General features: G+C 58.8%; 12 protein-coding genes. 1 reads left to right on the forward strand and 11 read right to left on the reverse strand.

What is annotated here, in order from left to right; translation table 11 throughout:
* Nucleotides 1–127: 127 nt before the first annotated feature.
* From pepN to BM395_RS01390, 6 genes are all read right to left on the reverse strand, one after another.
* Complete coding sequence (gene pepN / locus BM395_RS01365; RefSeq protein WP_090508618.1) at nt 128–2,785, reverse strand: aminopeptidase N; 2,658 nt, start codon at nt 2,783–2,785, stop codon at nt 128–130.
* 104 nt (nt 2,786–2,889) lie between these two features.
* Nucleotides 2,890–3,720 (reverse strand): DUF2797 domain-containing protein, encoded by an 831-nt coding sequence (locus tag BM395_RS01370; RefSeq protein WP_069899027.1) that lies wholly within the window; start codon nt 3,718–3,720, stop codon nt 2,890–2,892.
* 13 nt (nt 3,721–3,733) lie between these two features.
* Nucleotides 3,734–3,997, reverse strand: coding sequence for a YeaC family protein (locus BM395_RS01375; RefSeq protein WP_069899028.1), 264 nt, complete (start codon nt 3,995–3,997; stop codon nt 3,734–3,736).
* A 126-nt stretch (nt 3,998–4,123) separates the two neighbouring features.
* Nucleotides 4,124–4,987, reverse strand: coding sequence for a rhomboid family intramembrane serine protease (locus BM395_RS01380; RefSeq protein WP_090508619.1), 864 nt, complete (start codon nt 4,985–4,987; stop codon nt 4,124–4,126).
* A complete protein-coding gene (locus BM395_RS01385) occupies nt 4,984–5,958 on the reverse strand; it encodes a metallophosphoesterase (RefSeq protein ID WP_090508620.1) in 975 nt (324 codons plus the stop codon). The genes BM395_RS01380 and BM395_RS01385 overlap by 4 nt, the downstream gene beginning before the upstream one ends.
* Complete coding sequence (locus tag BM395_RS01390; protein ID WP_069899031.1) at nt 5,958–6,848, reverse strand: NAD(+) kinase; 891 nt, start codon at nt 6,846–6,848, stop codon at nt 5,958–5,960. The genes BM395_RS01385 and BM395_RS01390 overlap by 1 nt, the downstream gene beginning before the upstream one ends.
* Before the next feature lie 140 nt (nt 6,849–6,988).
* Between BM395_RS01390 and BM395_RS01395 the strand changes: the two genes are divergently transcribed.
* Entirely contained in the window at nt 6,989–7,981 is a 993-nt protein-coding gene (locus BM395_RS01395; protein WP_244528908.1) for a DUF1853 family protein, read from the forward strand.
* Nucleotides 7,982–7,995: 14 nt separating this feature from the next.
* Here the strand turns inward: BM395_RS01395 and BM395_RS01400 are convergent, their stop codons facing one another.
* From BM395_RS01400 to BM395_RS01420, 5 genes are all read right to left on the reverse strand, one after another.
* Nucleotides 7,996–9,207, reverse strand: coding sequence for a lytic murein transglycosylase (locus tag BM395_RS01400; RefSeq protein ID WP_090508621.1), 1,212 nt, complete (start codon nt 9,205–9,207; stop codon nt 7,996–7,998).
* Between the two features lie 134 nt (nt 9,208–9,341).
* Nucleotides 9,342–10,265 carry a 1-aminocyclopropane-1-carboxylate deaminase/D-cysteine desulfhydrase gene (locus tag BM395_RS01405; protein WP_090509185.1) on the reverse strand — a complete coding sequence of 308 codons (924 nt, stop codon included), beginning with the start codon at nt 10,263–10,265 and terminating at the stop codon, nt 9,342–9,344.
* 8 nt (nt 10,266–10,273) lie between these two features.
* Entirely contained in the window at nt 10,274–11,647 is a 1,374-nt protein-coding gene (locus BM395_RS01410; protein ID WP_090508622.1) for a chromosome partitioning protein ParA, read from the reverse strand.
* A gap of 304 nt (nt 11,648–11,951) precedes the next feature.
* Complete coding sequence (locus BM395_RS01415) at nt 11,952–12,362, reverse strand: nuclear transport factor 2 family protein (protein ID WP_090508623.1); 411 nt, start codon at nt 12,360–12,362, stop codon at nt 11,952–11,954.
* A gap of 43 nt (nt 12,363–12,405) precedes the next feature.
* On the reverse strand, nt 12,406–14,439 hold the full coding sequence (locus BM395_RS01420; RefSeq protein ID WP_090508624.1) for an NADPH-dependent 2,4-dienoyl-CoA reductase: 2,034 nt from the start codon (nt 14,437–14,439) through the stop codon (nt 12,406–12,408).
* Between the last annotated feature and the right edge of the window lie 37 nt (nt 14,440–14,476).

The following is a 14,476-nucleotide window of genomic DNA, read 5'->3' on the forward strand; positions in this document are numbered from 1 at the left end:
CTAATTGCAGCGCAGCACTAACAGCCAGACAAAAGAAAACGGGTTGTGGATTCCGAGCAGAACTCGGCAGCCACAACCCGTTTCAGGGCAATATGCAATTGCCCGGTGACAGTAGCGCGATGGCGGATCAGGCCAGGCTCTTGCTCACCACTTCATAGACATCGCTGGACAGCTCACCCGAAGCCAGAATGCGCTCAAGCTCAGCCTTCATCAGCGCCTGACGCTCAGGGCTGTATTTGCGCCAGCGCGTCAGCGGCGACAACAAGCGCGAGGCGATTTGCGGATTGAGCGCGTTCAGGGTGATTACCTGATCGGCAAGGAAGCGATAACCGCTGCCATCGAGTTGATGGAAGTTGATCGCATTCTGGCCGCCAAAAGCGCCAATCACAGCCCGCACCTTGTTCGGGTTTTTCAGGTTGAAGGCCGGATGCTGCATCAGCTCCTCAACCCGCGCCAGGCCACCCGGCATGGTGCTGGCAGCCTGCACGCTGAACCACTGATCCATCACCAGTGCGTTGTCCTTGAAGAACTCGGCGAAGCTGGCGAGGGCCTTGGCACGCGCCTCGGTGTGCGTGGAGTTGACCAGCACCGCCAACGCCGCCATGCGCTCGGTCATGTTGTCGCAATGCTCGAATTGCTCCAGACACGCTTCAAGCACTTGCTCTTTGCCGGTAAGCATCAGGTAAGACAGCGCGATATTTTGCAGGCGACGCCGGGCAAAGTGCTCGGCTTCGGCCACATACGGGCTGTTGCGCGAGACTTCGCGATAAGCCTGATAACGCTGCCACAGAGGCGCGTACAGGGCCTGCGCCAGCGCTTCGCGGGCAAATTCGCGGGCAGCGTGAATGGCATCGACATCCGCCACTTCTGCAATTTCAGTCAGGTAGCCTTCACCCGGCAACGAGAGCATTTCCGAGACCATGGCCGGATCCAGCGTCTCATCGGCCAACACCGTTTCAAGCGCACTGATCAGGCGCTGATCCATAACCATTGGCTCGCCACGTTGCTGTTGGCCCACCAGTTCTTCAAGCACCTGCACGGCCAATTGCTGGCTGGCTTCCCAACGGTTGAAACCATCGCTGTCGTGCTGCATGAGGAACATCAACTGATCGCGGCTGTAAGGGAAGCTCAGCTTGACCGGCGCCGAGAAGCTGCGCAGCAGCGACGGCAACGGCTGCTCGGCAACACCGACAAACACCACTTGTTGCTCGGCCTGATCAATCGAGATCACACGCGTGTCAGCACCCGCCGCGGCTTCACCTTCAAGCTGCAACGGCAAGGCCTGGCCTTGCGCACCGATCAAGCCAAGCTCAACCGGAATCACGAATGGCAGCTTCTCGGTCTGCCCCGGCGTGGCTGGGCAGCTTTGCTTGAAGGTCAGGGTGTAACGTTGCGCGCCAGCGTCATAAGCCTCGCTGACCTGCAAACGCGGCGTACCGGCCTGGCTGTACCAACGTTTGAACTGGGTCAGGTCAACGCCATTGGCATCTTCCATGGCCTTGATGAAATCGTCACACGTTACGGCCTGGCCGTCGTGGCGCTCAAAGTACAGATCGCTGCCCTTGCGGAAGCCATCGGCGCCGAGCAGGGTCTGGATCATGCGCACCACTTCACTGCCCTTCTCGTAGACGGTCAGAGTGTAGAAGTTGGAGATTTCAATGAACGCATCCGGGCGCACTGAGTGAGCCAGCGGACCGGCGTCTTCGGCGAACTGATGGGTGCGCAGGTAAGCGACATCTTCAATGCGCTTGACCGTCGGCGAGTTCATGTCGGCGCTGAACTGCGAGTCACGGAATACCGTGAAGCCCTCTTTCAGCGACAACTGGAACCAGTCGCGGCAGGTCACGCGGTTGCCCGACCAGTTGTGGAAGTATTCGTGGGCAACAATTGCTTCAACCCGCTGATGCGCGGCGTCGGTGGCGGTTTCGGCCTTGGCCAGCACGGCGCTGGAGTTGAAGATATTCAGGCCCTTGTTTTCCATGGCGCCCATGTTGAAGTCGTTCACCGCGACGATCATGAAAATATCCAGATCGTACTCACGGCCGTAAGTCTGCTCGTCCCAGCGCATCGACTTTTTCAGGCTATCCATGGCGTGCTGGCACTTGTCGATATTTTCAGGCTCGACATAAATGCGCAGCGCCACTTCGCGCTCGGTCATGGTGGTAAAGGAGTCTTCGACACACCAGAGATCACCCGCCACCAAGGCAAACAGGTAGGCCGGCTTCATGAACGGGTCTTCCCACGTTGCCCAATGCCGGCCGTCTTCTTCGCTGCCGCTGGCAATCGGGTTGCCGTTCGACAGCAACACCGGATAGCTGTGCTGCTCGGCACTGAGCGTGGTGGTGAACTTGCTCATGACATCCGGGCGGTCGAGGTAATAGGTAATCTTGCGAAACCCTTCCGCCTCGCACTGGGTGCAGAACATGCCGCTCGACTTGTACAGGCCTTCCAGCGCGGTATTGGTTTCCGGGTGGATGCGCACACTGCTGTCGATAACAAAGCTGGCGCTGTCCGGTTGCAAAGTCAGATGGCTGTCAGTGAGCTGATAGTCCGCCTCGCCCAACTCGCGATCATTGAGCGCCAGCGACAACAGCTCAAGCTCCTGGCCGTCGAGTTCCAGCGGCGGCAAATCACTGCCGAGCGCGGGGTTACGGCGCATCACCAATTGCGCATGCACCAGCGTGTGGTCGTCATGCAGTTCGAAGGTCAGGTGCGTCTCATCGATCAGGTAATCGGGCGCCTTGTAGTCCTTCAGGTAAATCATTTTCGGTTGTTCAGTACGCATGGTCGCCTCGTCGATTGAGAGATACACAAGCTGCTTGCGAAATGGAGTGCGGCGTGGGGTTTACAGACGCAAACCCACACGCCGTATACAGCAGTTTTACCGGATCAGAAGGCGCTGACAGCAATCTGATAGGCGGTGTATTTACGAATATTGATAACCCCGGTGTCGAACATCAGATATTGGCCTTTGATGCCGAGCAACGTGCCTTCTGCCAGCGGATTCTTGTCGAGGTTGAAGCTGGTGATCTTCGCGGGATAGCCATCAATCGGATAGGCAATCTCGACCGGCTCACCATCGTTCAACGGCTGAATGGCTTGAATACCAAAGCGCTGTTGCAGTTGTTCAATGCCTTCACCGCAACTGGCAAACAATTGCTCGCGCACAGCGCGCAGGTCAACCGGCGCTGCATCGCCTTTGAGCAAAGCGCGCCAGTTGGTTTTATCCGCGACCTGGCTGCGCAGCAGGTCTTCAACAAAGCCTGACTGCTGACGCGTTGCAACGCGCAGGATCGGCAGCGCCTGGGTCGCGCCCTGATCAATCCAGCGGGTCGGAATCTGTGTGGCGCGGGTAATCCCGACCTTAACCCCGGATGAGTTGGCCAGATAAACAACGTGATCAGTCATGCAGAACTGCTCGCCCCAACTCGGCTCGCGGCATGTGCCAGCGTCGTAATGGCAGCGCTCGGGGCTCATGATGCAGATATCGCACTGCGCCAGCTTTTGCATGCACGGGTAGCAATAACCCTGGCTGTAGCTGCTCTTGGTCTTACGCCCGCAATGGCTGCAATGGATCGCGCCGAGGAACTCCAGCCGCACGGTTTTGCCCACCAGCGGATTAACCGGGACTAATTCATCATTCAGCCGAAAGGCGTACTGCACAGGTGCTTCAAGTTGCACCTGCATTTTGCTCAGGGAACCGCGAGCCAACTCACTCATTTAAAAACAGCCATCAATGCAAAGTATCGGAGGATTTGAACAGAAGATTAGGCACCGGCGCAGATTTCGAACTGCATTCTTGCGGACCCATGTAACCAATGCGCTCTTCTTCCGGGAGGTTTTTGATTTCCCAGGCGATGAGCGCCTGCAGGCTCAGCTCTTTCTGTTCCTGAGTCAGCTTGCGGCCGTCTGGCCATTTGCCGATCTCAACCGCGAGCTTGAGGCTCTGGTAGATTTCAGGGGTGATGTTTGCAATGGTTTCATTAAAAGACGACATGCGCGCCTCCCGACAGAGTGGGGCAAAAAATCATTTTAACAGGCCAACGCGCAATCTCGCGATGCGCAGCGACCGTCGTGTGTCTTGCGCCGGGCTTGCGCACTGAAATCGCGCAAGCCCGGACAATTATCGGCGGGCGCGGGCCAAGAGGCCGCCAACCAAGCCAGTGGCGCAGCCTGCAACCAGACCGCCAACATGCGCCGCGTTGGCAATAGAGCCAAACTGCAGCAGCTCGAAAATACCGGTCATGCAAATCAGCAACCAGGCCAGCATCATGATCAATACGCCAGGCGGCAGCCGGTATTGCGCATTAGGTGCCAGGCGCTGGTAAATCCAGCAGTGCCCGAGTAAGCCGTAAAGCACACCGGAAAGCCCGCCGAACAGGCTTGGGCCGCCAAACTGATACTGCGCAACGTTGGACGCAAGACCAAATACCAGCGTCAGCGCGATCAGCATCAGCGGGCCCTGATAACTCTCAATGCGCCGTCCCAGCTCCCAGTACCACAGCGAGTTCATCGCCAGATGCAGGAAGCCGAAATGCAGCAGCATCGGCGTTAGCAGTCGCCACCACTGGCCGCTGTCCATGGTGTGCGCGAGTGAGGCGAAGTAGATGTAATCGCCCTTGATTTGAAAGTCGACAAAGCTGAACCAGCGTACGGTCTCGAAGTTATCGCCGAGCAAGGTGATGGCCGCGACAATAAAGGTAATCAGCAGCACTCCACTGGTCACCGGGTTGCGCTTGATCTGCTCGACAAAGCCCAGCATCGACCGCTGCGGTTTGTCCGCGGCCAACTGCAACTCCTCGCTGCCGTGCGGGTACTGCGCATACAGTTCGCGCACCTGCACAGCCAACGCCTCGCCTGGCACCCAGAGCACTTGTTCGCCAGACTCTTCGGCGACCCGGTGCGGCACCTGCAGGCGCTGCAACATCGCGACAAAGCCGCTGAGATTGGTCTGCATCGGTAAACGTAGGACGGCTACAGCGCTCATTGTGGCAACTCCGGTTTTTCTACATCGACCCAGACGAATTTATTGGCATCAATGCGATGCTCCTGATCCAGCCGATACGCGACCAGTTTTCCATACAGCACCGCGCTGTAATCGAGGCAGGCCAGATTGCTGCGGATCGCCGAAGGTTTGCCACTGCGCCAGTAATGACCGACAAACAACATGGGTTGGTCGGACGGGTATTGCAGCAACTCGTTTTTCTGCAACTCGCTGAGCGGTGTGCGCGCCGCCAACTCGGGCAAGGCATCGGGCTGGAAAACGATATCGCCATAAGTCTGCGGGTTCTCTTCCCAGAACTTGGTGCGAAAGAACGAACGCGTAAAGCCATCGTCACTGGTCAGCGTCAGCCCGTGCGGCAAGCGCATGTCGGTGCCGCGCAGCAGGCGGTTGAATACGGTATTGGCAAAGCTGCCATATACCGCCGAGGCCTTGAGGAATTTCTCGTTGATCAGGCCATCCGGGAACTGTGCACGCAGCGGAGTGATCAGGCTGTCATCCCAACAGGCGTGCACGGCGCGAAAACGCCCGGCGTCGATAAACAACGGCAGCTGATAGAACCAGTCATGCAACTCACGCCACTCCGCCGGATACGCCGCAAACTGCTCAAGGGTTTCGGCGATCAGGCGCGTATGGCGCTCGGAATGCTCACGCACATGCAAGCGCCCACTGCCGGGCGGTGCGGGCGTCTCCCAGGCCAGCGCATTGAACTCATGGTTGCCCATGATGCAAGCGGCCTGCCCCACCTCGACCATGTCGCGCACCAGATGCACGGCCTCACGAATGCGCGGACCGCGATCAACGATGTCACCGAGAAAAATCGTCTGCCGGCTGGGATGACGCCAAACGCCGGAAATTTTCCGATAACCCAGCTTATCGAGCAGGCGCTCCAGGGTATTCGCGCAGCCGTGAATATCGCCTATGAGGTCATAACTTCGTTCGGGATCCAGGCGCATTAGTCGCCTCCGCCACCAAGGCGACTGCCCCAACCCAACTTGGTACGGCAGACCTCGTAGTAATTGTGATCCAGCGGATGGATCAGGCGTAACTTCTGCGGCTTCTTGCTGACCGTGACGGTGTCGCCCGGCGCACAGGTGAAGTGATTCTGGCCGTCGCAGGAAACCTGCGGATATATCTGCAAATCCTTGGACACGACGATTTTCAGCTCGCTGTTGCCATCAACCACGATCGGCCGGCTCGACAGCGTGTGCGGATACATCGGCACCACCACAATGGCGTCCAGTTTGGGGTGCATGATCGGCCCGCCGGCAGACAACGCATAGGCGGTGGAGCCGGTGGGCGTTGATACGATCAAGCCGTCAGCCTTCTGGCTGCAGACAAACTGACCGTCGATGTACAGCTCGAACTCGATCATGCGGGTCGATTTACCCGGATGCAGAACCACATCATTAAGAGCGTCGCCCTGCCCGATCGCCTCGCCATTGCGACGGACTTCAGCCTGCAACAAAAAGCGGTTTTCGCTGAGGAAATTGCCTTCAAGTACCTCGGCGACCTTCATTTCCAGATCATCCGGGCGGATGTCACACAAGAAGCCCAGACTGCCGCGGTTAACCCCAAGCACCGGGGTTTTATGGCGGCACAGCGCGCGTGCAGCGCCGAGCAGGCTGCCATCGCCGCCGATGACGATGACCAGGTCGCAAATTTCACCGAGACTCTTGCGCGAGGCTGTCTGCAGGCCGTGGCCCGGCAGCACTTCAGCGATGGTGTCTTCGAGAATGACGTGCAGATGACGGTCGAGAAGAAACTTCTTCAAGCGTCGAATAGTGTCCAGCACCTGAGTGCTGCCCAAGCGGCCAATGATGCCGATATTTCGAAATTGCTCCATGGGGCTCTCGCAGGCTCTGGGTCTTTAAGGCTTTGATTATGGGCGAAAGGCGTTCAGCGCGGCAAACTTGCGACGCGAAACAATCTGCCCGTAGCCGTATGTGTCAGATGGGTGCTGGCAGGCCCAATTGCAACCGCAACATGCACATCAAGCGCTTGAAGCGCTATGCTCGCTGGATGAATCCTTTTGAAAACCTGCTCGATCTGCCCATGCGCCTGCAGCAACCTGCGGTGCGCGATCTGGCCTGGGTGATTATTGCCCCACCCCTGCTGCAAACAGCGCCGTGGCCGCAGCGCCATCCGTTGCAGGCAAGCCGCTGGCTAAGCGCCCCTGAACAACTGGCCGATTGGTTACTGCAACTCGACCAGCAACCCGATGCCCTGCGCCAGTGGCTGGCAGAGCGTTCAGTGCGCAGGCTCGGTTTGTATTATGAGCGGCTGTGGCAATTCGCGCTGAACGCCGCGCCGGACGTTGAGGTCTTGGCCGCCAACCTGCCCATCCGCCAGCGTGGCCACACACTCGGCGAACTGGATTTACTGCTGCGTGATGCCGAGGGCGTTCATCACCTTGAACTGGCGATCAAACTGTATCTGGGCGCGGACGCTGAACAAGGTGAATCGCCGGCGCATTGGCTGGGCCCCGGCAGCCATGACCGACTGGATATAAAACTTGATCACCTGTGCAACCACCAATTGCCGCTTTCGTCCCGCGAAGAAGCACGCGGCGCCTTGGATGAGTTGCAAATAAACACGCTCAACGCGGCGATGTGGGTCTCGGGATACTTGTTTTATCCGTGGCCGCAACCCTGCTCGTCACCGACCGATGTCAATGCACAGCACCTTAAAGGCATCTGGCTGCATCAATGCCAATGGGCCGACTTTCTGCGCACTCAGGGCGACGCCTGCTGGCAGGTTCTGCCACGCCACAACTGGCTGGCGCCAGCACGCATCAGCGACGCTGATCACTGGTCGCGCGAGCAACTGCACATCTGGTTTGCCACCCTCGGCCCACACGAAAACGCCCAGCTATTGGTGCGCACAGAGCGCAGCGCATGCGGCGACTGGCTGGAAAAGCAGCGCCTGTTTATCGTGTGCGACGACTGGCCCAATACTCAGGGCGCAGCCGCCCACTAGCTGTGTCGATTAACTTACTGCGCCTGCAACGCGCGGAGGATTTTCTTGCCGGCGCGACCGTCCTGCGGCTGCATGCCCAATCGCTTTTGTTCACTGACGATTGCACGGCGCGTCAGCGTACCGATCATGCCGTCGGCCTCGCCGATCTCGTAACCCCGCGCCAGCAGCAACTCTTGCACTTGCTTACGCTCGGCGCGGCTGAGGCCCGGATCATCGGTTGGCCACGGCGTGACAAACTCGCCCTGCCCGCGCAGACGGTCAGACAAATGCGCAATCGCCAGTGCGTAGCTCTCAGCCGCGTTGTAGGAATAAATCGCATCGAAGTTGCGCATCACGATAAACGCCGGCCCTTTGACCCCGGCAGGCAACAGAATCCCAGCGGCGGTATCACTTGAAGGCAACGGCGAACCGTCAATTTTGCGCACGCCAGCCGCCGCCCATGAACTTAATGGCCGCTTGTTCTTACGCCCGCTATTGGCGGAATTGAAGCCACTCGGCAACTTGACCTCATAACCCCAGGGCTGGCCCGTCCGCCAGCCGGAACGCTTGAGGTAGTTGGCGGTAGACGCCAATGCATCCGGGATGCTGGCGACCAGATCGCGGCGGCCATCGCCATCGCCGTCCACCGCAATACGCTGATAGGTCGAGGGCATGAACTGGGTGTGGCCGAATGCGCCGGCCCAGGAACCGTTTAGCTCCTCAGCCTGAATATCGCCGGACTGCAGCAGTTTGAGCGTAGCGAACAACTCGCCCTGAAAGAAGCTCTGACGCCGACCGTAGCAGGACAGCGTCGACAGCGAAGTCAGCAGCGGGCGCTTGCCGAAGGTTTTACCGTAGTCACTCTCAACGCCCCAGACGGCGACGACCGTGGCCGCGTCTACGCCGTATTGACGGGAAATCTTCTCCAGCACCGCGGCATGCTGCTTGAGCATCGCCTTGCCATCATCGACCCGCTGCTGATCGACCAATGCTGCGAGGTAGTCCCAGATCGGGGTGCTGAATTCGGGTTGCGCGTCGAGCAGTTCGATCACGCTCATGTCTGGCGCGAGATCGGCGGTGTAGCGCTTGTAGGTCGCGGCCGAGACGCCTTTGGCTTGTGCCTTGCTTTGCAGGCCGGCCAAACATTGCTGGAATCCGTCTGCCGCATCCGCCGCACTAGCCGCCGCACTAGCCGCCGCACCCATTAACAGCAGCGCTGCACCTGACACCAAACGATTGCTCGCCATTATCGCCCTCCATAACGTCACCGCTGGCGCCACTGCGCCGCTCTTCACACCATGGTAAGGCACGCGCCCCATGCGCTGACAAGTGCCGGGGCGCAACAAATCGTGATTAGACCGAGAGCCAACTTGCTCAAATGCTACTGGAACGCTGCCAATACCGCCGCACGCCCCTGCAAACCGCCAGTATGAATGAAGATCAGCCGGCTGCCCTGAGCAACCAGACCGGCTCGCACATGTTGCTTCAGAGCAAACAAGGTTTTAGCGGTATACAGCGGCTCCAGCGGGATATTCATCTGCTGCTCGCACGCCTGCATAAAGCTCACCAGTTCACTGTCTACCTTGGCAAAGCCGCCACGGCACGCATCGAGCAGTTGATAGCCGCTATCCGCCAAACCTGCCTGGCCGAGTAACTGCGTAACCTGCACTTGTACGCCGTGCGAAGCCGGTACGGCCATAGCGCCGTATACCGGATGCGCGCCAGTCTCGGCCATGACCAGCCCGGCCAGCGTGGTACCTGTGCCAGCGCCAAGCCAGAGTGCGTCGTAGTCTGCCCAACCGATCGCCGCCAATTGCTCATGGATCAGGTCAATGATAGGCGCACAGCCACGCGCGCCCAACAAGCCGCCGCCCCCTTCCGGCACCGGCTGAAAATGGGCGTATTGCTGCTGCCACGGCACCCAGAAATCGGCCTCATGGCGTTTTCGATAGCCGCCATAGCCGAGCCAATGCAACTGCATGCCGAGCGCTTTGAGATCGGCAACAGTAGGGGTTTGGCATTCTGTGCCGCGCAGCAAGCCAACGGTTGGGAAATTGAAGCGGGCTCCGGCACTGGCCAGAGCATGCAAATGGTTGGAGTGTGCGCCGCCCAGGCTCATGACTCCGCTGCAACCGGCGGCATCGGCCTGTTGCAGATAACCACTGAGCTTGAACCACTTATTGCCACTGATGAGCCGGTCAGTCAGGTCAAGACGCAAGACAGCCAGCTCGATCCCTGCCGCGTCCAGCCAATCGAGATGCACCTGCTGCAGCGGAGCAGAAGGCGCCCAGTCAGGCGCGATCAGAGGCAAGGCTAGCCAGTAGTCTGCATGCGACTGGCGACCATGTGCCGGGCACAGCAGTTCGACTCGTCGGCAACAAAGCGGCTCGGGCTATCGACCCGGTCAATCGGAATCGAGCAGCGTTCGCCGCTCGGCAACAAGGCCACACAGCACGGCTGTTGGTAGTGTTCCAGCCACTGCCGGTACTGGTCTTCGCCAACGAAACACTTGGCAGCCACATAAGCCATGGTGTTGCGCTGGTAGTGGGTAATATCCTTCAGCGGGATAGTCAGATGGCCCGCGCCTGGATGGTAGACAACAAAGACCACGCCCAGCTTGGCGAGCCGCTCCAGCACTTGCTCGCCGGTTTGGCTAGATGCATGTTCGAGTTCGTGTTGCAGCCGCTGCTGTTCAGCCTGCAGCTTGGTATTCTTCTGCTCAGCGCGCTTGAGGTTTTTCTGCAACGATGCAATCTGCTCTTGGTATTCGACCACTGCGGTGTTGATCCGCGCTTTGATCTCGCTTTCAAACTGCTTACGCAGCGCTGCGGTAGAGGATTTATCGTCGCGTTCGAGGCGGTTGAGCTGCTCAGTGAGTTCTTCCCGAGAGGCCTGGAAGGTCGCCGCCTGAATCGCCAGCTGGGCCTTGAGCGCAACATTGAGCTCGACTTGCTGCTGGAGCGACTCCTCGGCAAGGCGAACCTTTTCCTGCTGCTCTGCTGAGAAATCGGCACTGGTAAACTTAAGTTTGGCCAGCTCCTCTTCGTACTGTTTAGTCAGGCTGGTGATGCGCAGGCGTTGTTGCTTGATCAACTGTGCAGCCTTGACCCGCTGCTCCTGATTGATCTTCTCGGCCAGTTCCAGCGCATCCGGATCACCCGCTCGCGGCGAGTCGGCAATGTGCCAGTTTTCTTCGCCACTGACTTGCAGCTCTGCAGCGCTGGGCGCCACGCTCGCCTCATCTTCAACCAGCAGGCCCAGCGTGTTACGGGTAATCGCCTCTCTGGCTGCCGTCAGATGGTTCTTGCCGGGCGCCATATTAGGGTCCCACAAATGACCCTGGTGCCAGGAAACCGGACATTGGCTACGGCACGCCAGGCGGATCGGGCCCGCGCCCAGATCAGGGCCGCGCCCCGCCCGCTCAGCCAAATGCTGGAGGGGAATGTTCCAGCTCTTGTCGGGGCGACCGCTCTCGTCGAACTCCAACAGAAAACAAACCACCGAACGAATTTTAAGCCGTGGATTGATGGACAGGTGGACCATACGCACCTGCTTGCCGACATAGCTGGGCATGTTGACCACGCCATCGAGCAATGCCTCAAACTCTGGGTAGAGCATTTGCGTACAGATGCCGCCCTGCTCATTGAAGAACAGAACGGCTTCAACCGTCTTCGGTTTTTTCTGCATCCGTGTCACATCCCTTGATTCATCAGCCCTGACAGCTGGCAATGCATGCGCGCAAGAAAATAGTCCATGCGGCAGCCCTTCATCGCTGCGCAAGTCTAGGAGAAAACCTCAACCTGGCAGTGTGATCGGGTTGGCAAGCGACTTGCGCATACGCCCAGATGAGCAAACAGCAGGCTGAAACTGTGATCGGCTTGGAAGCTAGCGTCAATCCCGCGCAGTCAAAAAATAGTCGTTAAATAGCCTGGGCACAAAAAAGCCGGGGCTGTTTATAGCACCCGGCTTATGGTCGTTTTGTGACCGCGACTCAGAGTTGCAGTCGGCGCGCCATCTCGGCACCCAGTGCCTGCAAGCCTGACATCGGCCTGATCATGACTTCGAACTCGCAGATTTTGCCGTGTTCGTCGAAACGAATCATGTCGATGCCTTTAAGCTCACGCTCGCCGACCCGCGCACTGAACTCAAGCACCAGGTTCAAGCCGTCGCCAGTGGCAAGCTCGCGGTGATAGCGAAAGTCCTCAAACACCTGCAAAACCGTGTTGAGAATATGCGCCACCTTGGCTGCCCCCTCATAAGGGTGAAAAGCCATGGGCGAACGAAACACCGCCTGCGGATTGAGCATCGCCGGCAATTCGGCGAGATTCCCGGCGGCAATCATCGCGTGCCACTTTTCGAGCGATGCCGCCACAGCGGGCTGTAAATCCAGTGCTTGTTGCATGATAGAAGCTCCTTGCCGTTTTTATTGTTAATGTCGAGCCGTCTTAGAGTTCAGCAGCCAGTCGCGAACCCTGATTGATTGCACGCTTGGCGTCCAGTTCAGCCGCCACATCTGCGCCGCCGATCAGGTGAACGCTCTGCCCACCGGCGACCAGACCATCCTGCAGTTCACGCAGCGGATCTTGGCCTGCGCAGACGATCACGGTGTCAACCGGCAATACCTGCGGCTCACCGCCGGCAACACTGATGTGCAGACCGTTGTCATCAACCTTGAGGTATTCAACGCTGTTGATCATCTGCACGTTCTTGTTTTTCAGGCCCGCGCGATGGATCCAGCCAGTTGTTTTGCCCAGACCGTCGCCGACCTTGGTCTTCTTGCGCTGCAGCAGGAAGACTTGGCGTGCTGGTGCATGCACCTCAGCCTGAATACCGGCAACGCCGCCACGGGCATCCAGTTGAGCGTCGATGCCCCACTCCTTCCAGAACGCATCACGGTCGAGGCTGGTTGCAGCACCCGCGTGAGTGATGAACTCGGAAACGTCGAAACCAATGCCACCCGCACCGATTACCGCCACGTTTTTACCGACTGGCTTGCGCTGCAAAATCGCATCCAGGTAATTGATCACTTTAGGGTTGTCGATACCCGGGATTTCAGGCGTGCGCGGCGCAATACCGGTGGCCAGAATCACCTCGTCGTAACCGCCCTTGATCAGGTCATCGGCGCTGACGCGGGTTTGCAGGCGTACATCGACACCGGTGCTTTTCAGCTTGCGATCGAAGTAACGCAGAGTCTCGAAGAATTCCTCTTTACCCGGCACACGCTTGGCGACATTGAACTGCCCGCCAATTTCTTCAGCCGAGTCGAACAGGGTCACCGAGTGGCCGCGTTCAGCAGCAACCGTGGCCGCAGCCAGACCAGCAGGGCCAGCACCGACCACCGCAATCCTCTTCACGGCAACAGTCGGAATGTAATTGAGTTCGGTCTCATGACAGGCGCGCGGGTTGACCAGACAGCTGGTCAGTTTGCCGCCGAAGGTGTGATCAAGGCAGGCCTGGTTGCAGCCGATGCAGGTGTTGATCTCGTCGCTGCGACCCGCCGCCGCCTTGTTGACGAATTCAGGATCAGCCAGGAACGGACGCGCCATCGACACCATGTCGGCGTCGCCCTCGGCCAACACTTGCTCAGCGATTTCCGGGGTATTGATACGGTTGGTGGTGATCAGCGGGATGCTGACCTGGCCACGCAACTTGGCCGTGACCTTGGTAAATGCAGCGCGCGGCACCTTGGTGGCGATGGTCGGGATACGCGCCTCGTGCCAGCCAATACCGGTATTAATGATGGTCGCACCGGCCTTCTCGATGGCCTTGGCCAGCATGACCACTTCATCCCAGGTGCTGCCGCCTTCGATCAGGTCGAGCATCGACAGGCGATAGATGATGATGAAATTCGGTCCTACTGCCTTGCGCACGCGGCTGACAATTTCAATCGCCAGACGCATGCGGTTCTCATAGCTGCCGCCCCAGCGATCCGTGCGCTGGTTAGTGTGCGCAACGAGGAACTGGTTAATGAAATAACCTTCGGAACCCATGATCTCAACGCCGTCGTACTCGGCTTGCTGTGCGAGCAAGGCGCAGGTAACGAAATCGGCAATCTGCTTCTCGATACCCTCCTCGTCCAGCTCGGTCGGCTTGAACGGGTTGATCGGCGCCTGAATGGCGCTAGGCGCAACGGATTTGGGGCTGTAGGCATAACGACCCGCATGCAAAATCTGCATGCAGATCTTGCCGTCCGCTTCATGCACGGCGCGGGTCACAATCTTGTGCTTTTCGGCTTCCTCAGCCGTGGTCAACTTTGCCGCGCCGGAGTAAACGCCGCCTTCCACGTTCGGGCCAATGCCGCCGGTCACCATCAGGCCGACACCGCCACGGGCGCGCTCGGCAAAGTAGGCCGCCATGCGCTCGAAACCATCCGGTTTCTCCTCAAGACCGGTGTGCATCGAACCCATCAATGTGCGGTTCTTCAGCGTGGTGAAACCCAGGTCTAGCGGGGCCAGCAGGTTGGGATACAAAGCGCTCATGGCGATCTCCAGTTCAAACAGTGCAATTCACGGAGTG

Source organism: Pseudomonas marincola (assembly GCF_900116605.1).
In the GTDB taxonomy this organism is placed as follows: domain Bacteria; phylum Pseudomonadota; class Gammaproteobacteria; order Pseudomonadales; family Pseudomonadaceae; genus Aquipseudomonas; species Aquipseudomonas marincola.

Coding starts and splice junctions, on each gene's coding strand:
- BM395_RS01395 (WP_244528908.1), top strand. CDS start 6,989: ATGCACATCAAGCGCTTGAAGCGCTATGCTCGCTGGATGAATCCTTTT.
- pepN (WP_090508618.1), bottom strand. CDS start 2,785: ATGCGTACTGAACAACCGAAAATGATTTACCTGAAGGACTACAAGGCG.
- BM395_RS01380 (WP_090508619.1), bottom strand. CDS start 4,987: ATGAGCGCTGTAGCCGTCCTACGTTTACCGATGCAGACCAATCTCAGC.
- BM395_RS01375 (WP_069899028.1), bottom strand. CDS start 3,997: ATGTCGTCTTTTAATGAAACCATTGCAAACATCACCCCTGAAATCTAC.
- BM395_RS01420 (WP_090508624.1), bottom strand. CDS start 14,439: ATGAGCGCTTTGTATCCCAACCTGCTGGCCCCGCTAGACCTGGGTTTC.
- BM395_RS01370 (WP_069899027.1), bottom strand. CDS start 3,720: ATGAGTGAGTTGGCTCGCGGTTCCCTGAGCAAAATGCAGGTGCAACTT.
- BM395_RS01390 (WP_069899031.1), bottom strand. CDS start 6,848: ATGGAGCAATTTCGAAATATCGGCATCATTGGCCGCTTGGGCAGCACT.
- BM395_RS01400 (WP_090508621.1), bottom strand. CDS start 9,207: ATGGCGAGCAATCGTTTGGTGTCAGGTGCAGCGCTGCTGTTAATGGGT.
- BM395_RS01415 (WP_090508623.1), bottom strand. CDS start 12,362: ATGCAACAAGCACTGGATTTACAGCCCGCTGTGGCGGCATCGCTCGAA.
- BM395_RS01385 (WP_090508620.1), bottom strand. CDS start 5,958: ATGCGCCTGGATCCCGAACGAAGTTATGACCTCATAGGCGATATTCAC.
- BM395_RS01410 (WP_090508622.1), bottom strand. CDS start 11,647: ATGCAGAAAAAACCGAAGACGGTTGAAGCCGTTCTGTTCTTCAATGAG.